The organism is Trinickia terrae (genome assembly GCF_005144415.1).
GTDB classification, from domain to species: Bacteria; Pseudomonadota; Gammaproteobacteria; order Burkholderiales; family Burkholderiaceae; genus Trinickia_A; species Trinickia_A terrae.
Genome location: NZ_SWJE01000008.1, coordinates 355,910 through 380,535, shown reverse-complemented (window position 1 = coordinate 380,535; position 24,626 = coordinate 355,910). Strand labels below are relative to the sequence as shown.

Sequence of the window (24,626 nt, the reverse complement as noted above, 5' to 3'; positions counted from 1 at the left end):
GCATGTGAATATCCAATATCAATTCTGGTGATATGGGAAGAGTGATGGAATTGCGCGAGATCGACCTGAACCTGCTGATCGTCTTCAACGAACTGCTGCGGCTGCGGCGCGTATCGGCCGTCGCCGAAAGCCTCGACGTGTCGCAGCCGGCGGTCAGCAATGCGCTGAACCGGCTGCGCCGCCTGCTCAACGACGAACTGTTCCTGCGCACCGCGAAAGGAATGGCGCCGACGCCGCTCGCGGAACGGCTTGCCGAACCGATCGGCTATGCGCTCGGCGCGATCCATAGTTCGCTGAACGAGCGCGTGACGTTCGATCCGGCCGCGAGCCAGCGCCACTTCACGGTCGCGATGACCGACATCGGCGAGATTCATTTCTTGCCGAAGTTGATGCAGCGGCTTGCCGAGGCCGCGCCGCGCGTGACGATCGGCACGATCTCGACGAGCCGCAGCGACCTGCGCGAAGAGATGGAAAACGGCCGCATCGATCTCGCGATCGGCTTCGTGCCGGACCTGAAGACCGGCTTCTTTCAGCGGCGCCTGTTTCGGCAGCGCTATGTATGCCTGTACCGGCACGGCCATCCGCTCGCTGAAAACGGCATCACGCTGAAGGCGTTCCGCGCCGCGCAGCACCTCGCGATCGCGGCCGAGGGGACCGGGCACGGTGTCGTCGACGAGGTGATCCAGCGGGCAGGCATCGTGCGCGACGTGCGACTGCGGGTGCCGCACTTCGGCGCGGTCGCCCATATCGTGCAGAACACCGACCTGATCGCGGTCGTGCCGCAGGCCTATGCAGACCGCACGCTGGAGCCGTTCGGATTGCAGACGTCAGCGTGCCCGGTGAAGATTCCCGACATCGTGATCAACGTGCTGTGGCATGCGAAGAAACATCGCGAACCGGATAATCAGTGGCTGCGGCAACTGGTCTCCGAACACTTTTCGACGCAGGCATCAGCTTACGTATAACTTGCACGCAGCAAGTCGATCAACGCGTGGTCCGGCACTCTCCGAGTTGCGGCGGCCTGAAACACGCCTTTCCGCCGCGCACGAAAACGTGCTTTAGCCCGTTGTTGCACGGGCAAGAACAACTTCATGCGGCCGAACGCGGTGAAGGCCAAAAGCCAGCACGATGCACGCCTTCTTCCCAGAGGTCGGTCCCACCGGGCCGTTCTCGGTGTACGTAAACGTCAGCCCTGCACGTGCGATATGGTCAATCCGAGTTTTCAAGGTCGAGTCGATGCTGAAATTGATGAGCCCAGTATCCGACCCGGTACCTGCGCCACTACAACAACACGCTTTACGTCGGCAGCGATGGCGTGACGATCCTTCCAACACCACATCCAAGCTAACGCGTTGTGTGCGACAGCGACTGTCGGTCACTCTGCGGATGACGTTGCCCGAGGCCGTCCGCACCTGAACCAGTCGCACCCGGGCCAGTTAGCGTCGCCAACGGTCGATATCCGCGAAAAATGAATTTGTACTGTGCGTCCATCGTCTCGCGCGCCGCGCGCCGCGCGGGGCGCGTGACGCGGCAGCGGTCGGAGCGCGTCGTTTCCGCAGGCCCCCATCCACTCGAACTTCCGGGGCCGGCGTCCTCATACCATCCAACAGGCAAGAGAGATCGACGATGAAGAAGCAACACTCGGCGGCGCTGCGGGCGCTCGCCGTAACGCTCGCCGCCATGCCGGCGGCAAGCCGCGCGCAGAGCAGCGTCACGCTGTACGGGATCATCGATGCGGGCATCACGTATGTCAGCAACAGCTGCGGCGCACACGTGACCCAGTTCGACGACGGCATCTCGTACGGCAACCGCTGGGGCCTCAAGGGCACCGAGGATCTCGGCGGCGGCCTGTCGGCGGTGTTCGCGCTCGAGAACGGCTTTCACCTCGGAAACGGGAAAACTGGATTCGGCGGCGCGGAGTTCGGACGCCAGGCATACGTCGGTCTGAAGAATGCGTGGGGCACGCTCTCGTTCGGCAATCAGCTCGATCTGACCAACGAGCTGGTCTCGATCTACAACATCTCCGCCTGGGGCAGCGGCTACGCGATCCACCAAGGCGATTTCGACCGCTTCAACGGTGACCGCCTGCCGAACTCGGTGAAGTTCATGTCGAACGAATTCTCGGGCTTCAAGTTCGGCGGCCTGTACTCGTTTGGCGGCGTGGCCGGCGACTTCCACCAGAACAGCGCTTACAGCCTTGGGGCGCACTACGCGAACGGCTCGTTCACGATGGGCGTCGCGTACACGCAGTTGAACAATCCGTTCGGCATCTACGCATTCGATCCGTACGCGATGCTCGGCACGAGCACATTCCTCGGCAAACCGACGATCAGCGTCAATCAGCAGACCGGCGCAATCACCGATCTCTACGCGAACTCACCGTTCACGGTCGACAAGCAGGGCACGCTCGGCGTGGGCGCGAGCTACAGGATCGGCGCGGTCACGCTGAATGGCAACTACAGCTACACCACGATCAAGGCGTCCGGCGCGTCGTCGCACATGCAGGTCGGCGAGGGCGGCGCGTACTGGCAAGCCACACCGGCGATATTCATGGTCGGCGGATACCAGTACACGACGTTCGAAGGGCATCACTGGAACCAGGGGACGCTCGGGCTGCATTACCTGTTGTCAAAGCAGACCGACGTCTATATCTCGGGCGACTACCTGAAGGCGTCGAACGGAGTCGATGCGGTGATCGGCTACAGCTTCACACCATCGACGACGACAAGCCAGGCCGATCTGCGGATCGGCATGCGCCACTCGTTCTGACGCTCAAGGGCCACCGCCTTCCGCGCGCGGGAGGCGGTCACGCCCGGGGCTCATGCCGAACCGGGCGCGGTAGGTTCGCGAGAAATGCGACGGCGATTCGAAACCGCACGCGACGCAGATCGACGTGATCGTCATGGCGGTCTGCCGCACCAGTTCGCGCGCACGAGTGAGCCGCAAACACTGGTAGAAATGCGTCGGCGTATCCTTGAGCGCAGAGCAGAACAACCGTTCGAGCTGACGGCGCGTGACCCCCACCTCCTGCGCGAGCTCGTCCGGAGTCAGCGGGTCTTCCATATTCTCTTCCATCAGCCCGATGACCTGGACGAGCTTAAGGTTGTGCACGCCGTAGCGCACGGCGATCTCCATGCGTTGATGGTCCGAGCGCCGCCGAATCCGGCCGACGACGAATTGCTCCGAGATCCGAGACGCAAGCGCCGCGCCATGGCTGCGGCCGATCAGGTCGAGCATCATGTCGATCGACGCGGTGCCGCCCGCGCACGTGATCCGGCGCTCGCCGATCTCGAACAGTTCCTGGCTCGCGTCGAGCGCCGGGTAGCGTTCGCGAAACGCGGACAGCGCCTCCCAGTGCAGCGTCAGGCGATCCTCGCCGCTGAAGAGGCCCGCCTCGGCGAGAATGAAGCTGCCGGTGTCGATCCCGCCGAGCGTGGCGCCCGCGCGGCTCGCGCGCTTGAGCCACTCGCCAAGCGCGCGCGTGTAACCGGCGAGCGGCTCGAAGCCCGCGACGACGAACAGCGTACGCACGCGCTCGACCTCGACCGCGCCGAACGCCGCCTCCGCGTTCAGCGAGATCCCATTGCTCGCGGTGACCGGCGCGCCGTCGATGCTGAGGATATGCCACTGGTACAGGCCGTCGCGGAAGCGGTTCGCGACCCGCAGCGGCTCCACGGCCGACATGAAGCCGATCGCGGAAAAGCCGGGCAGCAGCAGGAACGAAATGTCTTCAGGCATCATGCGGCGGGTGCTGAGGAGATCGAAAAAGACGGAACGGGAGAAGCGAAACAGCGCAGCGAACGCGCGTAGCAAGCCGCGCCCGCACGAGCGATGGAGTCGATTGTCGCACGGCGCGGCGCGCGGATCATATCGATCGCATCGCTCGTTTTCCCTTGGTGCCGCACCGGTGCCGATCGCCCGGCGCGGCCCGGATCACGCTTCGCTCAAGCGAAACCGCGACACCGCGTCGTTCAACTGCCGGCTCTGCTCTTGGAGCGAGACGGCCGCCGCAGACGCCTCTTCGACGAGCGCGGCGTTGCGCTGCATCGTCTCATCCATTTGCGCGACCACGCGACTCACCTGCTCGATGCCGGCCGTTTGCTCACCCGAGGCGTCGCGGATCCCGGCGATGATCGCGCTCACGCGCTCGACGGCGTGGACCACCTCGGCCATCGTCGCGCCCGCTTCGGCGACGAGCTCGCTGCCGCCGTCGACCTTCAGCGCCGAATCGCCGATCAATTGCTTGATCTCCTTTGCGGCCGCCGCCGAGCGCTGCGCGAGCGCGCGGACTTCGCTCGCGACGACCGCGAAGCCGCGCCCTTCTTCGCCGGCGCGAGCCGCTTCGACCGCGGCGTTTAGCGCGAGGATGTTCGTCTGGAACGCGATGCCTTCGATCACGCCGACGATGCCAACGATCTTGCCGGAACTCGCCGAGATCGCGTCCATCGTCGCAACGACGCGGTCCACGGCGTTGCCGCCGCGCAGCGCAATGCCCGCTGCGCCGGCCGCGAGCTCGCTCGCGCTGCGGGCGTCGCCGGCGTTGCGCCGGACCGTCGCGGCGAGCTGCTCGATGCTCGCGGCGGCCGCCTGCAGCGACGCCGATTGCTGCTCGGTGCGCGCCGACAAGTCGAGGTTGCCGCCTGCGATCGCGCGTGCATCGACGACGATCGTCTCGGTGCTCGCGCGAACGTGCCGGACCGTTCGCGCGAGACCGTCCTGCATGCCGTTCAGCGCGTTCAGCAGATAGCCCATTTCGTTGTCACGCTCGATCGCGACGGAAACGGTCAGGTCGCCGTTCGCGATCCGGCCGAAATGATCGACGGCCATCCCGATCGGCTGGACGATCGCGCGCGATAGCGCGCGCCGCGCGACGAAGCCGACCAAGAGTGCGAGCGCGCCGGCGGCGCCGAACGTCCACAGCATCAGCCGGAAGCGCGCGTCGGCACTTTCGAAGCGGGCGCGCTGCCGCTCGATCTGGAAGTTCTCGAGCGCGCCGATCGCGCCCTGGTAGTCGGCGAACAGCGCGGGAGGCGCCTCGCGCTGCGTCGTGAGGAAATCGACTTCGCTATCCTGATCGAGCTGCGTCAGCGCCTTGCGGAATACGTCCGTAACCAGCTTGTCGCGGCGCGCCAGCAGCGCATCGGCAAGCGCCTTCTCCGCGGCGTCGGGCGCGTGCAGCCCGCGGTACGCGTCGAGCTCGCGGTCGCTTTCGGCAAGCAGTTCGTGCAGCCGCGCGATCTCGGCCTGTGCCGGCTTGCCGGCGCTGAGAATCTGCGCGACTTCGGCGAGGCCGCCGCGCAGCACGAGCAGCCGCTCCGAGCTCGTCTTCAGGTGCGCGAGCGAGGCGGTGTCGTCGAGATACATCGCCTCGAGCGCGCGGTTGCTGACCGACAGGCCCGCGATGCCGGCCGCTATGACGATGATGAGCAGCAGCGTGTAGCCGGCGATCGTCGCGATCAGACCGCCGCGGATGGTGATGGGGTTGCGCATGGTCGTGAAGCGTGCCGCGCCGGACGCGCGCGGCACGCTCGTATCCTCCGGATGGTGGAAGCGGTGCGTGAAGGAAGCAACGGGAAGCAACGGGAAGCAACGAAAACTGAGCGGATTCGTATGCAATATCGGCAGCGCGCGCCGCGCGGATCTGCCGGCACGCGACGCGATTCTGGCGAATTGCGACGGCGCCGCAGCGCCAACCTGCGCATGCGGCGCATCCCCCACGCTAATTTTTCTCGTTGTCGCTGGCGGGCAACTACGGGTCGCCGCCGGTCGATTTGAGCGGAATATGGGGCGTTACTTTTATTGCCACGTCAAGCCGTTCCGGATGGCGGTCGGCCGCGCTTCGCAGCCGGCTTCGCAAACATGCTGTCAACACGGTCAAACATGTCCGAGAGGGGAGCGTCATGAAGTCACGCATCAAAGCCATTTCCGCTTGCGCCGCACTCGCCGCTGCCGCCGCGCTCGCGCCGCCCGCGTCCGCGGAGGACTCGGCCACCTGCCGCACGGTCCGCTTCGCCGACATCGGGTGGACCGATATCACGTCCACGACGGCGCTCGCATCGGCCGTGTTCGAGGCGCTCGGCTACCAGCCCGTGACGTCCGTCGTCTCGGTACCGATCTCGTTCGCAGGACTGAAGACGAAGCAGATCGACGTCTCGCTCGGCTACTGGTGGCCGGTGCAGGAGAAGGCGATCTCGCCGTTCGTCGAAGCGAAGTCGATCGAGGTGCTGCAGCCGCCGAACCTGGCCGGCGCGAAGGCGACATTCGCGGTGCCGAGCTACGCATACGACGCGGGCCTGAAGACGTTCGCCGATATCGCCAAGCATCGCGACGAGCTCGACGGCAAGATCTACGGCATAGAGCCGGGCAGCAGCGCGAACGCGGCGATCCAGAAGATGATCGCGACGAACCAGTTCGGGCTCGGCGGCTTCAAGCTCATCGAATCGAGCGAGGCGGGGATGCTGGTGACGGTCAACCGCGCGATCCGCGACAAGAAGTGGGTCGTGTTCTTCGGCTGGGAGCCGCATCCGATGAACATCGAGATCGACATGAAGTACCTGAGCGGCAGCGACGGCGTGTTCGGTCCGAATGAAGGCGAAGCGCGCGTCTATACGGCGACCGCGCCGGGCTGGCTCGCACGCTGCCCGAACGCCGGGAAGCTCGTGAGCAACCTGCGCTTCACGACGCAGCTCGAGAACGTCGTGATGCAGCAGGTGATGAACAAGCAGAAGCCCGCCGATGCCGCGAAGGACTATCTGAAGAAGAACCCGCAGGTGCTCGACGCGTGGCTCGCCGGCGTGAAGACCTATGACGGCAAGGACGGCCTGCCTGCCGTGAAGGCGTATCTGGGCCTCTGATTTTTCAACGCAAGGACAATGCGAATGAACCACGAAGTCATCGTGACCTGTGCAGTGACAGGCGCCGGCGACACCGTCGGCAAGCACCCGGCGATTCCGGTGACGCCGAAAGAGATCGCGGCGGCCGCGATCGAGGCGGCGAAGGCCGGCGCGACCGTCGCGCATTGCCACGTGCGCGACCCGAAGACCGGCCGCGGCAGCCGCGACCCGAGCTTGTATCGCGAAGTGGTCGACCGGATCCGCTCGGCTGACGTCGACGTCATCATCAACCTGACCGCCGGAATGGGCGGCGACCTCGAGATCGGGCCGGGCGAGGATCCGATGCGCTTCGGCGCGAACACGGACCTCGTCGGCGGGCTCACGCGGCTTGTCCATGTCGAGGAATTGCTGCCCGAGATTTGCACGCTCGATTGCGGGACGCTGAACTTCGGCGATGCCAACGCCATTTATGTATCGACGCCCGAGCAGCTGCGCGCCGGGGCGAAGCGGATCCAGGCGCTCGGCGTGAAGCCCGAGCTCGAGATCTTCGATACGGGGCACCTGTGGTTCGCGAAGCAATTGCTGAAGGAGGAACTGCTCGATGCGCCGCCGCTCTTCCAGCTGTGCCTCGGGATTCCGTGGGGCGCGCCCGCCGACACGACGACGATGAAGGCGATGGTCGACAACCTGCCGCCCGGCGCGCATTGGGCGGGCTTCGGGGTCGGCCGGATGCAGATGCCGATGCTCGCGCAGGCGATGCTGCTTGGCGGCCACGTGCGCGTCGGGCTCGAAGACAACCTCCGGCTCGACAAAGGTGTGCCCGCAACCAATGGCTCGCTCGTGCAGCGCGCGGTCGAGATCATCGAGCGGCTTGGCGGCCGCGCGCTGACGCCCGCCGAGGGACGCAGCAAGCTCGGGCTGCCGGCGCGCGGCGAGCGCCTGCTCGAGCGCCGCACGCTCGCGCAGTTCGCATGAGCCGCATTGCCCACCCAAACAAACTTCGAACAGGACGTTGAAACAATGGCAGTCATCGTCGATATCAAGACATTTGCGGCACTAGGCGCGGGCGTGATCGGCAGCGGCTGGGTCGCGCGCGCACTGGCGAACGGGCTCGACGTGCTCGCGTGGGACCCGGCGCCCGGCGCGGAAAAGAAGTTACGCGAGAACGTCGCGAATGCATGGCCCGCGCTCGAACGAGTCGGGCTGAAACCCGGCGCCTCGCCGGCGCGCCTGCGCTTCGTCGACACGATCGAGGCCTGCGTCGCGGACGCTGACTTCATTCAGGAAAGCGCGCCCGAGCGCGAGGAACTGAAGCTCGCACTGCACGAGCAAATCAGCCGCGCCGCGAAACCCGATGCGATCATCGGTTCGTCCACGTCCGGCCTGCTGCCGACCGACTTCTACACGCGCGCGCTGCATCCGGAGCGCTGCGTCGTCGGGCACCCGTTCAACCCGGTGTATTTGCTGCCGCTCGTCGAGGTGCTCGGCGGCGAGCGCACCGCGCCCGAGAGTGTCGATGCGGCGATCGCAATCTACCGCTCGCTCGGGATGCGGCCGCTGCGCGTTCGCAAGGAAGTGCCGGGCTTCATCGCGGACCGGCTGCTTGAAGCGCTGTGGCGCGAGGCGCTGCATCTGGTCAACGACGGCGTCGCGACGACCGGCGAGATCGACGACGCGATTCGCTTCGGCGCGGGCCTGCGCTGGTCGTTCATGGGAACGTTCCTCACCTATACGCTCGCGGGCGGCGAGGAAGGGATGCGCCACTTCATGCAGCAATTCGGGCCCGCGCTCGCGCTGCCGTGGACGAAGCTCGTCGCGCCTGCGCTGACCGGCGAGTTGATCGAGCGCGTCGTCGCGGGCACCGCCGAGCAGGTTGGCTCTCGTAGTATCAAGTCGCTCGAACGCTATCGCGACGACTGCATCACGAGTGTGCTGGCGGCAATCGACGGCGCGAAGGCACGCCACGGTCTGCGCTTCGAGGACTGACTTGGCAGCCCCCTAGAACCGCTCGACCCTGAACGGCGCCGGGTCGACGAAGGTCTCCTCGCCCGTCATCATCTCCGCGATCAGGCGGCCCGTTACCGGGCCGAGCGTCAGGCCGTGATGCGCGTGGCCGAACGCGAACCAGAGGCCTTCGTGACGCCGCGCCGGTCCGATGATCGGCAGCATGTCGGGCGTGCAAGGGCGACGGCCCATCCACGGCTCGTCGTCGAGACGAGGCCCGAGCGGGAACAGCTCGCGCGCAATCGGCTCGACCGCGCCGAGCTGGACCGGCGTCTTCGGCGCATCGACGCGCGCGAACTCGACGCCGGTCGTGAGCCGGATGCCGCGCGCCATCGGCGCGATCAGGAAGCCCTTCTCGACATCGAGCAGCGGATGATTCAGGCGCGCGCCGTCCTGCGCCGCGTAGTGCATGTGATAGCCGCGCTTGGCCGCGAGCGGCAGACGGTAGCCGAGCTTCGCGCTCATGTCGCCGGACCACGGCCCCATCGCCACCACGGCCGATCGCGCTTCGACCGGACCGCTCTCCGTCTGCACTTTCCACTGCGGCTCGAGCGTGGCGGCATCGCCGATCAGGACGCGTCCGCCCAGTTGCTCGAAATAGCGCGCGTAGGCCGTCACGAGCGCGTTCGGATCGCTGACCGATTCGGACGCCGTGTAGCGCAACGCGCCGGTCAGCGACGTGTTGAGGCTCGGTTCCGCGCGCCGCAGCGCGGCGGCGTCGAGCGATTCGTACGCCACGCCGAACTCGCGGTTCCAGCGCTCCGCGTTGCGCGTTTCCTCGTCCTGCTTCGCGGCGCTGTGGAAGATCTTCATCCAGCCGCCCCGCCGTAATAGCGCAGTGGCGCCCGCGGCCCCGGCCAGCTCGCGGTGCTCGCTCACGCAATGCGCGATCAGCGTCGCGTACGACCGCGCGATCGCCGCGTGACGCGAAGGCTCGGAGTTCCACCAATAGCGATAGAGGAACGGCGCGAGCGCGAGCATCGCGCTCGGGTGATAGCGCACGTCGGTCGCGCGGTTGCGCGCGTAGTGGAGCAGCTTGCCGAGCGAGCGCGGAAACGCGTATGGGTAGACGCCTTCGCACTGGATCAGGCCCGCGTTGCCGAACGACGTCTCGTAGCCCACCGGCCTGCGATCGACGAGCGCGACCGCCTGGCCGCGCCGCTGCAGATGCGCCGCGATCGAAACGCCCACGATGCCGCCGCCGAGCACGACGGTGTCGAATTTCATTGTCATGTTGCGGGTTCAGACCATCGAAGGACCGGACTTGCCTTCGCCCGCGGCATCGAAAACCGGCGGCGCCGTGACGATCGATTTCAACGACGGATTGGGCTCGCGCAGCTTCGACAGATCGGGACGCGGCCGGCGCAATTCCGGCACGCGCGCGAACGCCGCTTCGAACGCCTGGGCGACCGCGAGCGTCGCGAGGTCGCCACGAAACGGCCCGACGATCTGCAAGCCGAACGGCATCCCCGCATGATCGACGCCGCACGGCAGCGACAGCGCGGGATGCGTCGTGAGCGTGATGACATAGGTCAGCGCGAGCCAGCGATAGTAGTTCTCCTGCGTGCGTCCGTTGATCTGCGCCGCGTACAGCTCCTGCCACGGAAACGGCGAGACCGGCGTGGTCGGCGAGAGGATTACGTCGTAGTGCTCGAACGCCGCTTGAAAGCGATGGAAGATGCGCGTCTGCTCGGCATGCGCCCACGCGCAATCGGCGAGCGACATGCGCGCGCCCATCTCGTAGTTCGCGCGCGTGTTCGGGCCGAGCGCATCGGGATCGCGCGTGTAGATGTCGTGCAGGCCGGCGACGAAGCTCTCGGCGCGAATCACGTCGAACGCGCGGTGCGCCTCGCCGAAATCGAACGTCACCGCTTCGCAGCGCTCGACCATCGGCGCGATCGCGGCGATGCGCGAACGGAACAGCGCGCGGATGCTGTCATCCACGTCGCAGCAGCCGAAGTCCTCGGTATAGCCGACGGAGAGCGACGCCAGATCGCGCGCCGGCAGCGACAGGAAGCCGAGCGGATCGGCCGTGTAGCTCAACGGCTCGGTGTTCGACAGGCCAGCCGTCGCGGCCAGCTGCAGCGCCGTCTCGGCGACCGTGCGGCCCATCGGGCCGACGACCGAGAGCGGCGTCCAGCCGAGCAGGCGCCGCGAGTTCGGCACGAGCCCCGGCGACGGCCGCATCCCCACCACGCCACACTTCGATGCCGGGATGCGCAGCGAGCCGCCGGTGTCCGAGCCGGTGCAGACCGGCAGCATGTCGCACGCGAGCGCCGCGGCCGAGCCGCCCGACGAACCGCCCGCGTTCAGCGCCGGATCGAATGGATTGCCGGTCGCGCCCCACACCGGGTTGCGCGTGTTCGCGCCCGCGCCGAGCTCCGGCACGTTGGTCTTCGCGACGAGCACCGCGCCGGCCGCGCGCAGACGCTCGACGAGCAGCGCATCGCTCGTGGGCACATTGCCGCGCGAGAGCGGCGAGCCGTAGGTCGTGAGCAGCCCGGCCGTGTCTTCGAGATCCTTCACGCCGAGCGGCAGGCCATGCAGGAGGCCCAGCGGCTCGCCCGCGAGCACCTCGCGCTCGGCGGCCTTCGCGGCCTCGCGCGCTTGGCGGTAGCAGGTCGCGGTAACGGCGTTCACCGCCGGATTGACGGCCTCGATCCGCTCGATGCAGGCGTCGAGCAGCTCGACCGGCGAGATCTCCTTGGCTCCGATCATCCTGCGCAACTCGACGGCGGAGCGTTCGACCAGCTCGGCGTTATGGGAAGACATAAATGAGGTCCTGTAGTCGAAAGGGTTTCGTCCGGTTCACGCGAGCGCTTCGCCCGTGCGGTCGCGCAGCCAGATCACCGGCACGAGCGACACGGCGCAGGCTGCGGCGACATACCAGGCCGGCGCGAGCGGATTGCCGGTGCGCGCCACGAGCCAGCTCGCGACGAACGGCGAGAAGCCGCCGAAGAACGATGCGCTCACGACATAGGTTAGCGCGATGCCGGTCGCGCGCACGTGCTTCGGGAACAGCTCGGGGATCATCACGAGCACCGGCACGATCTGCCCCGACACGAACAGCGCAAGGAACGACGAGACCGCGCAGAGCATGAACATCGACGGCTGCGCGCTCAACAAGGCAAACGCCGGATAGACCGACACCAGCAGGATCACACGCGAGACGACGAGCACGCGCTTGCGGCTGAAGCGATCGGCGAGACGGCCGGCGACGGGCGCGGCGACGAACAGCACGAGCGAGCTGACCACGCCCGAGGCCACCGCCGCCGTCGACGACAGATGCAGCGCGCGCACCGCGTAGCTCGGCAGGAAGAACGCGGTGATGTAGACCGAGACCGAGCCGCCGAGCTCGGCGAACGTGCCGAGGACCGTCAGCTTGAGATGCGTGGTGAGAGCTTCGCGCAGCGCGCCGCCGCGATGCCGCGCGACGCCCGGCGACGCCGTGGTCAGCGTCTCTTCGAGACGCCGCCGGATCAGCATGCCGACCGGCGCGGCCACGATGCCGAGCAGGAACGGCAAGCGCCAGCCCCAGGCGAGCACGGCTTCTTTCGAGAGCGTGGCGTCGACGAGCGTGGCGACCGCCGCGCCGAGCGCGAGCCCGAGGGCCGTCGCCGCGAAGTTCCAGCTTGCGAAGAAGGCGCGCGTGGAGTCGGACGCATATTCGACGAGCAGCGTGGTGCCGGGCCCGAACTCGCCGCCGGCGGCGAAGCCTTGCAGCAGCCGGGCGGCCAACACGATGAACGGCGCCGCCATGCCGGCCACGGCGTAGGTCGGCGCGCCGGCGATCAGCGCACAGCTGAGCGCCATCAGCATGATGGTCAGCACCATCGCCTTCTTGCGCCCCGCGCGATCCGCGTAGGCGCCGATCACGATGCCGCCGAGCGGCCGCACGACGAAGCCGACGCCGAACACGCCGATCGACAGCAGGAACTGGTTGACCGGCGACGCGGCCGGGAAGAACAGCTGCCCGATCTGGATGGCGAAGAAGCTGTAGATGGTGAAGTCGTAGAACTCGAGCGCGGTGCCGATCGTCGTCGCGGCGATGACTTGCGTCTTGGAGAGGCCTGCCTTATCGAATGCGAGAGTTGACATGGGGACGACTCCACGATGGGTGACGATCGGTGCGAGTTATCATATATGAGAAAAAAATAATTCTCGTATACGATAAAACCCGCCCTTTGATTTGGCTTGTCATGGCAAAGACGACTAGCGCCCCTCCCCCCGGCGCACCGCTTCAGATCGATCACAAGACCGTCGGCGCGCGCATTCGCGATGCGCGTAAGGCGCGCGGGCTCACGCTCATGCAGTTGTCCGAGCAATCGGGGATCGCGGTGTCGACGATCTCCAAGGCCGAGCGGGGAGATATCGCGCTGACTTACGACAAGTTCGCCGCGCTTGCGCATGCGCTCAGGCTCGACTTCGATGCGATTTTTGGAAGGGAAAAGAAGGCGGCGGCGGGGCCGACTACGCCGTCGTTTACGGCCTCCGGCAAGCAGATGATTTATGACACGCCGAATTATGAGTACGGGATGCTCGCCAACGATCTGACCGGCAAGAGGATGGTGCCGATGCGTGCGCATGTGCGGGCTCGGTCGTTAGCGGATTTTCCTGATTACATCCGGCATGGAGGAGAGGAGTTTGTGTTTTTGCTGGCCGGCATGCTGGAACTGCGGTTTGAGAACGGCAGCGCGTTTACGCTGAAGCCGGGCGATAGCCTCTATTTCGATAGCGCCGTTGGGCATGTCTATCTGAGCGTCGGGGATGAGGACGCCGAAGTGCTCGTGTGCTGCGTCGACAGCGATGCGGAGCGGCCGGGGGATGTGATTTAAGCGAAACGCCTCGTTCTGCGCAATCTCTCTACGCGTTATTCACAACGCCCGTAGGCGCTAACGACACTGGTTTGCGTCAAACCGACTTTGGAGGTGCGGGAAGAGCTGGAGGCGATACTGAGTGTGACAGCACTGGAAGGCCAGAATGCGGCACTAGATCAGCCAGTGGGCGAGCAAGGCCGGACGTACCATTGACGACAGCCCCACTTGCTGAAGCCTCCACCTGCTGCGTCAACGCCAAAGCCCGTGCGAAGGATTCGCTACTGATCTCCGCGCCATGGGCAAACCATACGTCGATCAATTTTGTCGCCATGTCCTCCTGCAAGCCGTGCTTTTCCATCAGCACTCGAGCGCAATCACCCGGACTTAGCTCGGTATGTCGTGCGGAAACGAGGTTCAAGAAGGCTAGCATTGTTTTTGTTTGTTCAGCATAAGCGCCAATTAGCTTCCTCCGTGCGAGGACTTCCGAGTTGTCCAGCTTACATACCTTAATGAGCGCTTTTCCTTCGAAACTACGTGCCTCATAGAGCCACTTCCGAGTAATGCGAACGTGGTCCGAGTACTTATGAAAGTACGGATGCACCCAGAGAAACTCATCCTTGTTAGCCGGATAGGTGGAGCTCCAGAAAGGCCTGATCAGCAACGGATCAAAACTCCCCTTGTTAGTGTTGCACTGTTTGCAGGTAACAACCAAGTTTCTCCACTCATATGCGAAGTCCCAATATCCCACGGTGTGTCTACGATTCTTGAATACGCAGCTAACACTTTTCCGAGAGTCGCAGTAACCTGACATTTCTTTCGGTAGAACATGGTCGAGCTCTCGAAGTCCACCTTGATCGCCAGCGATGGTCACTTGGCAATACGCACATCGATATTTTTGCGCCAGCAGGAGGTGAGAGCGAAGGTCGACAACCGCTTGAATCGAGACGTTCCAAATCTCTTCGTTAATTTGCGCGAGCGCTTGGCGAACGTTGTAGGGAATCGATGTTTCCGGAATTTGCTCACATAAAATTCTATCAACCATCAGTCCTCCGACTTCGTCTCAGATCTCCCTGGAAGCACGTCCTCGATGGCATCGACGACACTGCGCATAGGGTCATGCGGTGGGAAGGTTGCAACATCCGCCTTCAGAACCCGGACCAATGCCTCCAGTTGCTGCGCGTTGCCTGCGATCCCCTCTCGAACCAAGCCCAAAGCTTGGTCAGCTCGGGCCGAAAAGCCTGGCGCCCTCGTTGACAGAAGCCCAAAGTAGAATTCATAGACATCAGACGCACTCCAGCCGAATGTCTGCTGAACTTGTTTAGCAAACATTATCGCGCCACGCTCGGAGCTTTGGTCCCTCCTCGACATTAGTGCGACACTTCCCTCCATTTCACCAATTCCCGACGCAATCAAGGGAGAATGTGTGGCAAGCACAATATGACAGGAACGCCTCCCCTTCAAGGCAGCTCCAAGCGATTGAATAAATTCGCGTTGCCACTCAGGGTGCAGACTGTTCTCAGGCTCATCAACGAGTATCAGGCTATTATCCTCTGCCTCAAGTGCAACCCCGGCAACACTCGTAAGCCAGTTCCATTGGCCTGAACTTAGATCGCCCCCGGCGATCCATGTATCATCGTCGGACTGAAAGCTTATCCCCGACAATTCGGCTAACCCGAGCGCAAGCACACAGCGCCATTCTGTGATCGTGGAAAGTGCTTTCGGATTGTGCTTGTCAGGCGCGAGTGAAAAAGCAATGTGCCTCTCGCTTATCTCGCTTAGCGCCTTACATAGCTTAGGCAGGCCATCTCCTGAAGCCCACTCGACAAATGCTCTTACCTCTTGTTCTTCACCCTCAAAGGGCAGAGGACTGTAGGGCAACTCCGGGAGTGCAGCCCGAAGTTGCTCCAGCTTTTTCGTAAGCGCCGACTCCGAGATTGGGTGATTCCTGAGACCTCTCACATTCAGCGTTGCTGGACGAATAAGTCGATATCCGACGCATTGCGCTAATCCTAGTCGATCAAATGCGGCACCAAGCTGCTCACTTCGGTCATTTAACTCCCTTGCATGCCTTAGCATTAGCGCCGCAAGAATTCTCTCACTCTGCCCCGCACCGACCACGCCATTGGGAGAACGTTGACCCAGGTAGACATAAGGTGCCAAATCATAACGCGTAGGCTTTTTGCGTGCGAACCCCGGAACACCACCGCGAGGAAACCTATCCAGCGGGGTACCTGATAGCGCAATTACCTTCGAGAACCCACTCACGGAACCTTGTAAAATTAGAGGGGCACGCCCCTTATATAGAATCTTGTCTTCGCCAAGAGCGAATTCCACGAGCCCCCGGAGCAGCAAGCTCTTACCACTTCCGTTGACACCGATAAATACGCTCGTCCAGGTCCCGGAATGCCCTTCTGGAGGGTTGCTTATAAAGAGCGGGCTCTCGAACGGCCCGCTCGTGAATTGGAGTTCTCGGATGATCGGCATTGCGTCAAACGTCTGGCTCTAGTCAAAGTTTTTCAATCAAGATCTGGTGCATAAGAGCCGCATGATGGCATATCTGCCGCTCCTTGTTCTTCCCAAGCCCTGGGTAGTGTTCGCTGCGTACATCTACGGCATATTCTTGAAGAGCTCGCTCATTGCCGATAGGCGCCTAGAACGCCGGATGCGCGCCTTCCGCCTTCCTGAGCGCATGCAGGCGTTCCTGCCGAGCTTTGGTCCGATCCGACAACACTTCGCTATCAAGCAACATCGGCTACACGCTTTACTCTATCGCCAACAACTTGACGCACTATTTGCTGCGCGGCGGCGTCTCACCGAAGTCACTCAAAATCCGTCTCCCTCCTTCTGAGCGACCGCTCACCTTGCACCTATCGTTGCGTTTTCCCGCTAACGTGACAGCCCCACGGCGCCGTCCGCCAGCGCTTCTGCCGCACCTCAAAACCGATAGCTCACCCGCAGACTGCCGTCCTCGGCCGACACATGCGTCGTATTGACGAGCACGTCATAGCCAAGCGAAACATCAATGTTCTTCTTCGGGTGCATCGTCACGCTTGCGCCCGCTGTCAAATACCCGCGCGGTAGCGTTGCGCCGGAAGCCGTGAACGGCGTGCCGTCCTGCGACACCGCGCCGACCGCCCGGTTGGCGGCAAGCAGTTCGTGCGCATAGCCCAGCCTCAACTCCACGTTCACAGGCTTCAGCGCATCGCCGAACGCGCGCTCGAATGTCACTTCCGCGTAAGGCTGCAGGCTGCCCACATGGTCCCCTCCGACGTTCAGGTCCTGTCCGCCCGCGCCGCTTTCGCCGAACGCGTTCCCATGGAAGTAGGCATAGCGCAGTCCTATGCGCGGCGTGATCGTCACGCTGCCGAGCTCGAGCGGCAAACTGGCCTGGCCGCCGATGTTGAACTCCTGTCCCATGTGGTCGCCTCGCGCCGCGGCCGCCGCGCCGAACGGACGTTTCTGCGACAGGAAATCGAGGCCTGCACCGATAGTCGCCGCAAGATTCACCGGGCCGATGCCGCGTGCGCCATAGAGCGCTGCGCGCAGCGTATCCGCCGTCCCCGAACTGCCCGTTTCCTGTTCGTCGATGTCCGCATGATCGTAGCCGCCGGCGATGCCCAGCGTATAGTCGCCGACCTTCTGCTCCACGCCCGCAAGGAATCGGTAGCGCGCAGCCTGAAAACCCTCCGCGCCGTTCGAGCCGCCGATCACCGTGTGGCTGCCGTCGGCGATCGCCCAGCCGGCCGGGGTCGCCGCCGTGGCCATCGGCGACAGCCGGCCCATGCGCTCGAGCAGCGCCGCGCCCAGCGCCTGCGCGCCGAGCACGGCGGTGGTGCCTACCGCCGTGTAGATGCCGGTGCCGGTCGGTGCGACGACAGTCGAGGAAGTGGACGCCGCCGCGTCGGCGAGCACGAGACCGACTGTGTTGGCACCGTAGACAATCGAAGCCGTCAACGCGCCGAGGTTCGTGGTTCCGGTGCTCGTGATGCCGCTGAACGTGCCGCTCACCCCGCGCACGGCCGACACCAGCGTGTACGACTTTGCCGTGTACGTGCCGGGGTCGTAGGTAATCGCCAGCACGCCGTTCAGCGCCGCGCTGCCGTTCATCTTCAGTTGCGAGGCCGCCGCCGGACTCACTTCGATCGAAAGCCTCGCGGCACTCGCTTGCACGTAGTTCCCGTTCACGGTCAGCGTGCCGATCGTCCCGCCCGGCGCCACCGTCCCGCTGTTGCTCACGTTTCCCGACACCGTGCCGTGACCGCGCAGCGTGCCGCTCAGGTCCACGGCGACGTCGCCGCCCAGAACCGCCTGCGAGTTGCTGATGTCGCCGACTTCGAGCGTGCCCGCGGACACGTGCGTCGTGCCGCTGAACGCGCTGCTGTTGCCGGTCAGCGTCAGCGTTCCCGCGCCGGCCTGGGTCAGCGCGCCGCTCCCGGAGATCGTGCCCGCGTAGGTGACATTGTCGGAGCGGTCGAACGTCAGCGAGCCGTTGTTCAGGACGTTGCCGGCAAGCGTGCCGGTCGTGCCGCCGGTGCCGACGCGCGCTGCGCCATTCGATGCGATCGTCAGCGTGCTCGCCGTGCCGGCAATTTGCGCGGCGCCGTTCGCATTGACCGCGACGTTGATCGCTACGCCGCCACTCGACACGAAGAGTTGGCCGGAAGCGCCGACAGTCGTCGCGCTCGCGACGCCGCCCGCTCCGATCAGCTGCGTGGCGCCGCTATTGACGATCGTCCCGCTGGCGACGCCGAGCACGTTCTGGGTCGCACCGGCCGACAGCGTCGCCGCATTTGCCGTGCCCCCCGTGAGCACCGTCTGTATGCTGCCGCTGCCGACCAGCGTTCCGACCGCGGTGGCGCCCGAGTTGATTGCCTGCGTGCCACCCCCATTCACGCTGGTGGCGGAAGCAACGCCGTTCTGCAGCACAGTCTGGCTGCCGCCGCTCAATACGACGCCGCTCACCACCGCGTTTGATTCCACGTACTGCATCCCGCCGGCGAACACGACGGTGGAGTTCGCATTGCCGCCCGCATAAACCGATTGGCTGGCGCCGCTGGCGACCTGGGTGCCGGCGACCGTCGCGCCCGAGGATACGGTCTGGATGCCGCCGCTGGCGACCTGCGTCCCGTCCGCCGTGCCGCCGGAAGCGACCGTCTGGATGCCGCCGCTGCTGATCTGCGTGCCGTTGGCCGTTGCGCCCGAGAGAACCTGTTGCACCCCGCCGCCGTCGACGGTCGTGGCATTGGCAGTGCCGCCCGCCGATATGGCTTGCGTGCCGCCGCTACCCACCTGCGTAGCGTTTGCCGTGCCTCCGGACGCTACCGTCTGGATACCCCCGCTGCTCACAGTCGTTCCGCTGGCCATGCCGCCTGACAGCACCGCCTGCGTACCGCCATTCATCACTGTGGCGCCGAGCGCGGTGCCGCCCGAAATGTTCTGCAGGCCTCCCGAAGAAACGATCGTGGACAATGCCGAGCCGGCGGCGAACACCGTCTCGACGCCGCCGCTGCCGACCGTCGTACCGCTGGCGACACCGCTGTTGACGGCAAGCTGGCCCAGATTGCCGTTGCTGTCGCCCGTCACCGTTGTGTTGAATGCAATGCCGCCGGAAACGTTCTGGAAGCCGCCCGCTACGGTCGTCCCGCTGGCGCTGGCGCCGGAGAACACGACCTGGATGCCGCCGCTGCTGACTGTCGTCCCACTGGCAATGCCACCGGGATTGATCGATTGCTGGCTGTCGGCGCCGTTCCCGCCGACGATCGTCGCGCCGTAGGCTGCGCCGCCGCTGTTGACGTTCTGCAGACCGCCGCCGGTAACCGTCGTAACGCTCGCGATGCCGCCGGAAAACACGGCCTGGACGCCGCCGCTGCTGACGATCGTTCCACTGGCAACACCGCCTGAGTTGACCGACTGCTGCGCGCCGCCCCCACCGACGACTGTTGTGGCATAGACCGTGCCGCCGCTGTTGACGTTCTGCAGGCCACCGCTGGAAACGGTCGTGCCGCTCGCGATGCCACCGGAAAACACGGCCTGGACACTGCCGCTGCTGACGATCGTTCCGCTGGCAACACCGCCTGAATTGACTGATTGCTGGTTGCCGGTGCCGACGATTGTCGTGGCATAGACCGTGCCGCCGCCGTTGACGTTCTGCAGGCCACCGCTGGAAACCGTCGTGCCGCTCGCAATGCCGCCGGAAAACACGGCTTGGACGCCGCCGCTGCTGACGATCGCTCCACTGGCCACACCGCCTGAATTGACCGACTGCTGGCTGCCGGCGCTGACGATCGCGTCGTATGCGGTGCCGCCGCTATTGATGTTTTGCAGCCCACCGCTGATAAGCGTCGTACTGGAAACGGACGCATCCGCATCGACGGTCTGAACACCGCCGCTCCCGACCGTCGTGTTGAATGCGATGCCGCCCGATTGGATTTCCTGCTGCCCAAACGTGCTGCCGCTGCCCAGCACGGTTCCTGCGCTCACCATGCCCGCTACGTGCTGCGTGCCGCCGCTGACAGTGCTGGAATTCGCCGTTCCGCCAGCTAAAACGTCCTCAGTGCCGCCCGACAGCACGATTGTGCCGCTGGCAACGCCGCTCCCCTCGATTCGCTGAAAGCCGCCTGAGGTAACCGTGGTGCCAATGGCCGTACCGAAGACATCGAATGTCGTTCCGCTGCTCGCAATCTGGTTCGATATCGTCTGACCGCTCGCAATCGTTTGCGAGTACGAAGGCTGCACAATTGATGCGAAGGCAACGATCAAAAAGCCGCTGAGTAGGCGCCTCAGAAGTTGAGACGGGACTCTACTATCTCGGCCGAACGAACTGACTCCGAATTTACGGCGGCAGGCGAGCGGTTTCATGGCAAGGTTGACGCGGCGCGGTTCGTCAAGCAAACGAACGCTTGTCGTTTCGTCGCCGGTCGGGTGAGTGACGCGGCCTAAACAGCAGGCCTTGAGCAAGCGTGTTTTTCTTTCTGCATCTTTCCTAATCTTTCTGTATATCGGCTGGCTTGCAGCCAACTTGAATACTTATCGATGCAACTGATTGCGGGCTTTCCTGAGGCGGCCCCGGAATCAGGGCTGTTCCGAATTGGAAATCCCCGGCTCTTCATGACCGGCCGAATCGGCCCGGGACTCGCACCGGCGGACGAATTCAGCGGACGCTCCACCTATCCAACTGCCCGAATTTGCGCGGACACCTCTGCTACGCATTCTTGTACGGCGGTTCGCGTCGCTTCGGAAGTCACTCTCTGCTTCCGGCAGCATGTCACCTGAGCGCAGTGCGAGACAAAGCAATGGGGTTGTAGACAAATGCCATGACGGCAGACACGCGGCATCAATATAAACACGGTCAAGGAGCTGAAAATGAGCGCAGTCAAGCATGCCTTTGAAAAGATTGGTGACGGGATCAAACACGTCGCCGAAGGTATAGGACATGAAATCGAAGGTGCCGCGAAAACGGTCGGCGGTGTTTGACCGCCAATCCGAAATTGATCAAGGAGGGCGCCCATAATTTCGATCAGGGCTGGAAAGGATCCATCTCCGGTCTCGGCGAAGCCGCGGGCGGCGTGGCGGGCGCGGCCGTCGGCGTGACGCCGCTGGGAGCCGCACTGAATTCAATGACACACGGCGCCGCCAGCAGACTCGCGTCCGGTGTGTTCGAAGGCGCCGCCTCGACGGTCAAGAATGGCCTCACCGGCGCTGAAAAGATGGCCGACGGCATCGTTCACGGCAATCTCTCGGAGATAGGCAAGGGCGCGCTCGGGGTCGGGCAGGTCGCTGCACTGGCTATTCCCGGCCTAGGCGAGGGAGACATGGCCCTATCGGTCGCTACAACGGTAGGAAAGAACCTGATCAAGGACGGCGTCAAAGACCAAGTCGGCTCGTCCTTGGGATTGACTGACCAGCAATCCTAAGCACTGCCATCTCAAGCCAAGCAGGTTGGAGTTCACCATGAACGAACCCGAAGACATGATGCGTGAGCAAAGGATCGAAGCAATATCATCGATCCTTCACGCTCTAGGTGATGACAATCTCGATCAAGCACACGCTCAGATCGATAACCTCATTGAACTGACAGGATTGTCGCCAGATCACCCGGACATACTGGTGTTTCGGGTTCTCCTCTATATCCAGCGCGGGCAAGCGATAGACGCTCTGCACTACCTCAACGAACTGGACGAGCAGCATTGCCCAGACCTGCGGGTAATGTGCATGTATTTTCTGGGAGACCCGTTTTGGGAGGGCCTCGCGACCGAGCTCGCAGAAAATGATCCGCGTCCTCACGTTCGCGAGTCGATGGCATTACTGCTCAATAGGCAACCGGACTTAGCGATGTCCGGTATGTCCGGCGCCCTGGCCTAAAGATAATGCGCCTGACGGACCGAGTCGATCTCGACCTCTACTACGAAATCGACAGCGCCCGATTCGACGAGTCAGTGCGGCGTGTCGTCACCCGAGAGGTGTTCAAATCGATATATGCCGATTGCCCTTCCGTCGGCCTCGAATGTGACGGTCAACCCATCGGTGGCGTGATTTTTGATGGGGAGTCGGCCCACATAGCTATCCTGCCGTCGCATCACGGACGTTGGGCACACCTGCTCAGGCCGTTACTAGCTTGGTTGTTCAGTTTCAAACAGGAAATATTCGTCCACCTGGAAGCAGAGAACAGCAAAGGCTTGGCCTTTGTCGAGCGTTGTGGCTGGCAGCGTGTCAGGGCCGAGGGAGACGAGGTGGTCTACCTCATGACACCTGGCGGTGGTCGCAGGGCCGCGCGCGTTGACTTGAACGCGAAGTCGGATTGAGCAGCGCAAAGGTTGCGCGCGGTGTCCTGCATCACGTTGTGGAAGCCAGTGATCAGAACGACGAGAAGTGGGGCCGCCGCCGCGAACAGCATATCCCGCACGGCTGCCACGACTATCCGCGCGGCGACGAGCGGCCCCACGGTCACTTCACCGTAAAGGTGTAGTGCCCCTGCGTGCGATGCCCGTCCGCGGCAACGGCGACCCACGAGACCGTGTGGACGCCCGGAGTTAGCGGATTGAGCGCCACCGACATGCGCTTCTTGTTCGACGGGTCGACAACCGTCTTGCCGCTGGTGACAGCGTTGCCCTGCGCGTCGGTGACGGTGATCGAGCTGAACGCGGGCTCGAGCCCGTCGTCGAAGTCGATCGCGACATCCTTCTGCGAGGCAGGGACGGTCGAGCCGGCCCCCGGCGCCTGATGAGTCGGATAGGCGTGCGCGTGCGCGAGCTGACTACCGGCGATGAAGAGCGCGGCAACGGCGGCGCGTGCGGTCGTGTGCAGTTTCATGGAAAGACTCCTCTTGGGTCAGAACAGCGGCTTGCCGATCGAGTTCGGGAAGATGTCGTCGAAGTAGATATGGGCTTGCACCAAGACACCTGTGTGCGTGCCGGTCCTGGTGTTGACGGGAATCTGCGCTTCGACGCCGAACTGCCCGTAGCGATTCATCCAGATCACGCCGGGGTTGATCGTGCCCGTGGTCTGGCCTGAGCACGCGCCGGCCGTGCAGGTGCTCATCGGAAACTCGACGACGGGAATCAGGTTCGCGAACGGCTGCGGCAGCCCGAGATCCTTCACTTGTTGCTGCAGGTACGGAATGCTGTACTGCAGCGTCACGCCCCAGCCAAGCGAGTTCGGTCCCTGGTCCGACGACGCGGTCGTCAGGTTCGGGCCGATCGTGCCCGTGATGGCGAACGGCCGCAGGTAGCCGAGCGACGCGGGCAAATCGCCGAAGCCCTTGCCGAAATAGACGGTCGGCGTAAACGTCGAAAACGAATTCGCGATTGCTTTCGAGCCGGTGCCGCCGAGCGTCGCGAGGAGCCCGACCGATGCCATGAATTCATGCCGAGCGTTCGCATAGACGAGATATTTCGCGCCGAGCGTGAAATTGTCCCAGCCCTTCGCGCTGCCGTCCGGCGAGTTCTGGCTCGTGTAGTTGCTCGCGATGCTGAACGCGAGATTCTTCGTGATCAGCTTGTCCCACTCGTACGAGACGGTGTTGACGTTCATGTCGTTGCCGTTGCTGTCCGGCAATTTGATGTGGCTGTACTGCAGGTTGAATTCATCGCCGACGCCGGGATCGTCGACGGCCATCGTGGCCGGAAAGACGCGGTCGCCGACCACCGCATGGGCCGACGCATTGACTGAAAAGAGGCACGGCGCAAGCGCGCATAGCGCGGCGGCGCCCCGTTTGAGAGTGGTTCGCATGTTCAGGTCCTAAGCAAATTGTGGTGATGCGCCAGCACAGGCCTCCGCCTGTCGAGGACGAGGAAGTCCTGGCAGGGAGCGCACGGCAGGCGCGCGCCGACGCGGCGACGCCGTTCACCGACATCGCCGTATTGGCTGAAAACGTCTACGAAGATCAGGACCAGGCAGGGGGAGCGCGCGGCTGAGCCAGCGTCAGCACCGTGTACGGGCGGAACGCAGCGGCGACGAGGGGAGGAGGAAAGGAGGGACGCAGCGGCGCGACGCTCGATGCGACGACCACGCTGGGCAAGGCTGGCGAGTGCGCGATCAGTCCGCAATACGGGCACGCGTCGCATAGCAACGACGAATCGGAGCCGTGATGGTGCCCGGCGTGGGCATCCAATGCGACTTCGACGGCCGGGTGATGGTGATGTAGATGATGCGCGTGCTGCTCGACGCCGCCATACGCGCCGCGCAGCACCTGGGATACCGTCGGCGCGACCACGCTCATCAGGATGGCAAGCATCCCGAGCCAGGCACCGATCTTCCGACGGTGGCGGTTGAGCATGGCGAATCGGCGCGACGTTAAAAAGTTGGCAGGGGAACGGTCGACCCGTCGCCGCTCGTCATTGGCGGCAGGCCGAGCGCGCCCAGTTTGCAACAAGCAGCGCAATGATTAGGTGGCCGAGCGTACCCAATCTGTCGCCTATCGTAAGGTTCCCCCATCGTATAGCGGCAATTTGACGTTACTCGTGAGCCGAATGTG

General features: G+C 64.1%; 22 protein-coding genes and 2 pseudogenes. 11 read left to right on the top strand and 13 right to left on the bottom strand.

Annotation, left to right across the window (positions count from 1 at the left end):
• Nucleotides 1-44 precede the first annotated feature (44 nt).
• On the top strand, nt 45-965 hold the full coding sequence (locus FAZ69_RS16790; RefSeq protein WP_136896180.1) for a LysR family transcriptional regulator: 921 nt from the start codon (nt 45-47) through the stop codon (nt 963-965).
• Nucleotides 966-1,058: 93 nt separating this feature from the next.
• On the opposite strand, the gene FAZ69_RS34465 is transcribed toward FAZ69_RS16790, so the two are convergent.
• Nucleotides 1,059-1,334: an NAD(P)H-dependent oxidoreductase gene (locus tag FAZ69_RS34465; RefSeq protein ID WP_369407753.1), complete on the bottom strand. Its 276-nt coding sequence runs from the start codon at nt 1,332-1,334 to the stop codon at nt 1,059-1,061.
• 292 nt (nt 1,335-1,626) lie between these two features.
• Between FAZ69_RS34465 and FAZ69_RS16780 the strand changes: the two genes are divergently transcribed.
• Nucleotides 1,627-2,769 (top strand): porin, encoded by a 1,143-nt coding sequence (locus tag FAZ69_RS16780; protein ID WP_136896179.1) that lies wholly within the window; start codon nt 1,627-1,629, stop codon nt 2,767-2,769.
• A gap of 3 nt (nt 2,770-2,772) precedes the next feature.
• On the opposite strand, the gene FAZ69_RS16775 is transcribed toward FAZ69_RS16780, so the two are convergent.
• Together FAZ69_RS16775 and FAZ69_RS16770 are read right to left on the bottom strand one after the other, a co-directional pair.
• Nucleotides 2,773-3,738, bottom strand: coding sequence for a GlxA family transcriptional regulator (locus FAZ69_RS16775; protein WP_136896346.1), 966 nt, complete (start codon nt 3,736-3,738; stop codon nt 2,773-2,775).
• A 195-nt stretch (nt 3,739-3,933) separates the two neighbouring features.
• The gene (locus FAZ69_RS16770) at nt 3,934-5,490 is read right to left on the bottom strand and encodes a methyl-accepting chemotaxis protein (protein ID WP_136896345.1); all 1,557 of its coding nucleotides are present in this window, start codon (nt 5,488-5,490) and stop codon (nt 3,934-3,936) included.
• 410 nt (nt 5,491-5,900) lie between these two features.
• Between FAZ69_RS16770 and FAZ69_RS16765 the strand changes: the two genes are divergently transcribed.
• From FAZ69_RS16765 to FAZ69_RS16755, 3 genes are read left to right on the top strand one after another with little or no spacing between them, the layout of a single operon-like run.
• Entirely contained in the window at nt 5,901-6,854 is a 954-nt protein-coding gene (locus FAZ69_RS16765) for a choline ABC transporter substrate-binding protein (RefSeq protein ID WP_136896178.1), read from the top strand.
• Nucleotides 6,855-6,878: 24 nt separating this feature from the next.
• Nucleotides 6,879-7,808, top strand: a complete 930-nt coding sequence (gene cdhC / locus FAZ69_RS16760; RefSeq protein ID WP_136896177.1) for a 3-dehydrocarnitine:acetyl-CoA trimethylamine transferase CdhC — start codon at nt 6,879-6,881, stop codon at nt 7,806-7,808.
• 45 nt (nt 7,809-7,853) lie between these two features.
• Nucleotides 7,854-8,819 carry an L-carnitine dehydrogenase gene (locus tag FAZ69_RS16755; RefSeq protein WP_136896176.1) on the top strand — a complete coding sequence of 322 codons (966 nt, stop codon included), beginning with the start codon at nt 7,854-7,856 and terminating at the stop codon, nt 8,817-8,819.
• A gap of 12 nt (nt 8,820-8,831) precedes the next feature.
• Here FAZ69_RS16755 and FAZ69_RS16750 read toward each other — a convergent pair whose 3' ends face one another.
• From FAZ69_RS16750 to FAZ69_RS16740, 3 genes are read right to left on the bottom strand one after another with little or no spacing between them, the layout of a single operon-like run.
• Complete coding sequence (locus tag FAZ69_RS16750) at nt 8,832-10,064, bottom strand: NAD(P)/FAD-dependent oxidoreductase (RefSeq protein ID WP_136896344.1); 1,233 nt, start codon at nt 10,062-10,064, stop codon at nt 8,832-8,834.
• Between the two features lie 15 nt (nt 10,065-10,079).
• A complete protein-coding gene (locus tag FAZ69_RS16745) occupies nt 10,080-11,609 on the bottom strand; it encodes an amidase (protein WP_136896175.1) in 1,530 nt (509 codons plus the stop codon).
• Nucleotides 11,610-11,645: 36 nt separating this feature from the next.
• Nucleotides 11,646-12,935 carry an MFS transporter gene (locus FAZ69_RS16740; RefSeq protein WP_136896174.1) on the bottom strand — a complete coding sequence of 430 codons (1,290 nt, stop codon included), beginning with the start codon at nt 12,933-12,935 and terminating at the stop codon, nt 11,646-11,648.
• Nucleotides 12,936-13,036: 101 nt separating this feature from the next.
• Here FAZ69_RS16740 and FAZ69_RS16735 point away from each other — a divergent pair, with 101 nt between their 5' ends.
• Complete coding sequence (locus tag FAZ69_RS16735) at nt 13,037-13,672, top strand: helix-turn-helix domain-containing protein (protein WP_136896343.1); 636 nt, start codon at nt 13,037-13,039, stop codon at nt 13,670-13,672.
• Between the two features lie 76 nt (nt 13,673-13,748).
• Here the strand turns inward: FAZ69_RS16735 and FAZ69_RS16730 are convergent, their stop codons facing one another.
• A complete protein-coding gene (locus FAZ69_RS16730) occupies nt 13,749-14,696 on the bottom strand; it encodes an HNH endonuclease (protein ID WP_136896173.1) in 948 nt (315 codons plus the stop codon).
• On the bottom strand, nt 14,696-16,138 hold the full coding sequence (locus FAZ69_RS16725) for an ATP-binding protein (RefSeq protein ID WP_136896172.1): 1,443 nt from the start codon (nt 16,136-16,138) through the stop codon (nt 14,696-14,698). The genes FAZ69_RS16730 and FAZ69_RS16725 overlap by 1 nt, the downstream gene beginning before the upstream one ends.
• Before the next feature lie 160 nt (nt 16,139-16,298).
• Here FAZ69_RS16725 and FAZ69_RS33960 point away from each other — a divergent pair.
• Nucleotides 16,299-16,502 (top strand): annotated as a pseudogene (locus FAZ69_RS33960) (IS6 family transposase); the annotation flags it as partial.
• 86 nt (nt 16,503-16,588) lie between these two features.
• Here FAZ69_RS33960 and FAZ69_RS16715 read toward each other — a convergent pair.
• Both FAZ69_RS16715 and FAZ69_RS34460 read right to left on the bottom strand, forming a co-directional pair.
• Nucleotides 16,589-20,137, bottom strand: a complete 3,549-nt coding sequence (locus tag FAZ69_RS16715; RefSeq protein ID WP_240702274.1) for an AIDA repeat-containing protein — start codon at nt 20,135-20,137, stop codon at nt 16,589-16,591.
• Nucleotides 20,138-20,152: 15 nt separating this feature from the next.
• A pseudogene (locus tag FAZ69_RS34460) lies at nt 20,153-20,512 on the bottom strand (hypothetical protein); the annotation flags it as partial.
• Nucleotides 20,513-21,123: 611 nt separating this feature from the next.
• Here FAZ69_RS34460 and FAZ69_RS16710 point away from each other — a divergent pair.
• From FAZ69_RS16710 to FAZ69_RS16700, 3 genes are read left to right on the top strand one after another with little or no spacing between them, the layout of a single operon-like run.
• Nucleotides 21,124-21,567: a hypothetical protein gene (locus FAZ69_RS16710; RefSeq protein WP_136896169.1), complete on the top strand. Its 444-nt coding sequence runs from the start codon at nt 21,124-21,126 to the stop codon at nt 21,565-21,567.
• Nucleotides 21,568-21,604: 37 nt separating this feature from the next.
• Entirely contained in the window at nt 21,605-22,015 is a 411-nt protein-coding gene (locus tag FAZ69_RS16705; RefSeq protein ID WP_136896168.1) for an HrpB1 family type III secretion system apparatus protein, read from the top strand.
• Between the two features lie 5 nt (nt 22,016-22,020).
• Nucleotides 22,021-22,455, top strand: coding sequence for a GNAT family N-acetyltransferase (locus tag FAZ69_RS16700; RefSeq protein WP_240702273.1), 435 nt, complete (start codon nt 22,021-22,023; stop codon nt 22,453-22,455).
• Nucleotides 22,456-22,597: 142 nt separating this feature from the next.
• Here FAZ69_RS16700 and FAZ69_RS16695 read toward each other — a convergent pair whose 3' ends face one another.
• A complete protein-coding gene (locus FAZ69_RS16695) occupies nt 22,598-22,963 on the bottom strand; it encodes a copper resistance CopC family protein (protein ID WP_136896166.1) in 366 nt (121 codons plus the stop codon).
• Nucleotides 22,964-22,981: 18 nt separating this feature from the next.
• On the bottom strand, nt 22,982-23,881 hold the full coding sequence (locus FAZ69_RS16690) for a hypothetical protein (protein WP_240702272.1): 900 nt from the start codon (nt 23,879-23,881) through the stop codon (nt 22,982-22,984).
• Nucleotides 23,882-23,907: 26 nt separating this feature from the next.
• Here FAZ69_RS16690 and FAZ69_RS33300 point away from each other — a divergent pair, with 26 nt between their 5' ends.
• On the top strand, nt 23,908-24,066 hold the full coding sequence (locus FAZ69_RS33300; RefSeq protein ID WP_169708671.1) for a hypothetical protein: 159 nt from the start codon (nt 23,908-23,910) through the stop codon (nt 24,064-24,066).
• Here the strand turns inward: FAZ69_RS33300 and FAZ69_RS16685 are convergent.
• A complete protein-coding gene (locus FAZ69_RS16685) occupies nt 24,036-24,428 on the bottom strand; it encodes a DUF2946 domain-containing protein (protein WP_136896165.1) in 393 nt (130 codons plus the stop codon). The genes FAZ69_RS33300 and FAZ69_RS16685 overlap by 31 nt on opposite strands.
• Nucleotides 24,429-24,626: the final 198 nt, after the last annotated feature.

What these genes read in the sequence shown, in the direction of transcription:
- FAZ69_RS16790 (WP_136896180.1), top strand. Translation starts at nt 45, where the DNA reads ATGGAATTGCGCGAGATCGACCTGAACCTGCTGATCGTCTTCAACGAA.
- FAZ69_RS16780 (WP_136896179.1), top strand. Translation starts at nt 1,627, where the DNA reads ATGAAGAAGCAACACTCGGCGGCGCTGCGGGCGCTCGCCGTAACGCTC.
- FAZ69_RS16775 (WP_136896346.1), bottom strand. Translation starts at nt 3,738, where the DNA reads ATGCCTGAAGACATTTCGTTCCTGCTGCTGCCCGGCTTTTCCGCGATC.
- FAZ69_RS16770 (WP_136896345.1), bottom strand. Translation starts at nt 5,490, where the DNA reads ATGCGCAACCCCATCACCATCCGCGGCGGTCTGATCGCGACGATCGCC.
- FAZ69_RS16765 (WP_136896178.1), top strand. Translation starts at nt 5,901, where the DNA reads ATGAAGTCACGCATCAAAGCCATTTCCGCTTGCGCCGCACTCGCCGCT.
- cdhC (WP_136896177.1), top strand. Translation starts at nt 6,879, where the DNA reads ATGAACCACGAAGTCATCGTGACCTGTGCAGTGACAGGCGCCGGCGAC.
- FAZ69_RS16755 (WP_136896176.1), top strand. Translation starts at nt 7,854, where the DNA reads ATGGCAGTCATCGTCGATATCAAGACATTTGCGGCACTAGGCGCGGGC.
- FAZ69_RS16750 (WP_136896344.1), bottom strand. Translation starts at nt 10,064, where the DNA reads ATGAAATTCGACACCGTCGTGCTCGGCGGCGGCATCGTGGGCGTTTCG.
- FAZ69_RS16745 (WP_136896175.1), bottom strand. Translation starts at nt 11,609, where the DNA reads ATGTCTTCCCATAACGCCGAGCTGGTCGAACGCTCCGCCGTCGAGTTG.
- FAZ69_RS16740 (WP_136896174.1), bottom strand. Translation starts at nt 12,935, where the DNA reads ATGTCAACTCTCGCATTCGATAAGGCAGGCCTCTCCAAGACGCAAGTC.
- FAZ69_RS16735 (WP_136896343.1), top strand. Translation starts at nt 13,037, where the DNA reads ATGGCAAAGACGACTAGCGCCCCTCCCCCCGGCGCACCGCTTCAGATC.
- FAZ69_RS16730 (WP_136896173.1), bottom strand. Translation starts at nt 14,696, where the DNA reads ATGGTTGATAGAATTTTATGTGAGCAAATTCCGGAAACATCGATTCCC.
- FAZ69_RS16725 (WP_136896172.1), bottom strand. Translation starts at nt 16,138, where the DNA reads ATGCCGATCATCCGAGAACTCCAATTCACGAGCGGGCCGTTCGAGAGC.
- FAZ69_RS16715 (WP_240702274.1), bottom strand. Translation starts at nt 20,137, where the DNA reads ATGGTGAGCGCAGGAACCGTGCTGGGCAGCGGCAGCACGTTTGGGCAG.
- FAZ69_RS16705 (WP_136896168.1), top strand. Translation starts at nt 21,605, where the DNA reads ATGAACGAACCCGAAGACATGATGCGTGAGCAAAGGATCGAAGCAATA.
- FAZ69_RS16700 (WP_240702273.1), top strand. Translation starts at nt 22,021, where the DNA reads ATGCGCCTGACGGACCGAGTCGATCTCGACCTCTACTACGAAATCGAC.
- FAZ69_RS16695 (WP_136896166.1), bottom strand. Translation starts at nt 22,963, where the DNA reads ATGAAACTGCACACGACCGCACGCGCCGCCGTTGCCGCGCTCTTCATC.
- FAZ69_RS16690 (WP_240702272.1), bottom strand. Translation starts at nt 23,881, where the DNA reads ATGCGAACCACTCTCAAACGGGGCGCCGCCGCGCTATGCGCGCTTGCG.
- FAZ69_RS33300 (WP_169708671.1), top strand. Translation starts at nt 23,908, where the DNA reads ATGCGCCAGCACAGGCCTCCGCCTGTCGAGGACGAGGAAGTCCTGGCA.
- FAZ69_RS16685 (WP_136896165.1), bottom strand. Translation starts at nt 24,428, where the DNA reads ATGCTCAACCGCCACCGTCGGAAGATCGGTGCCTGGCTCGGGATGCTT.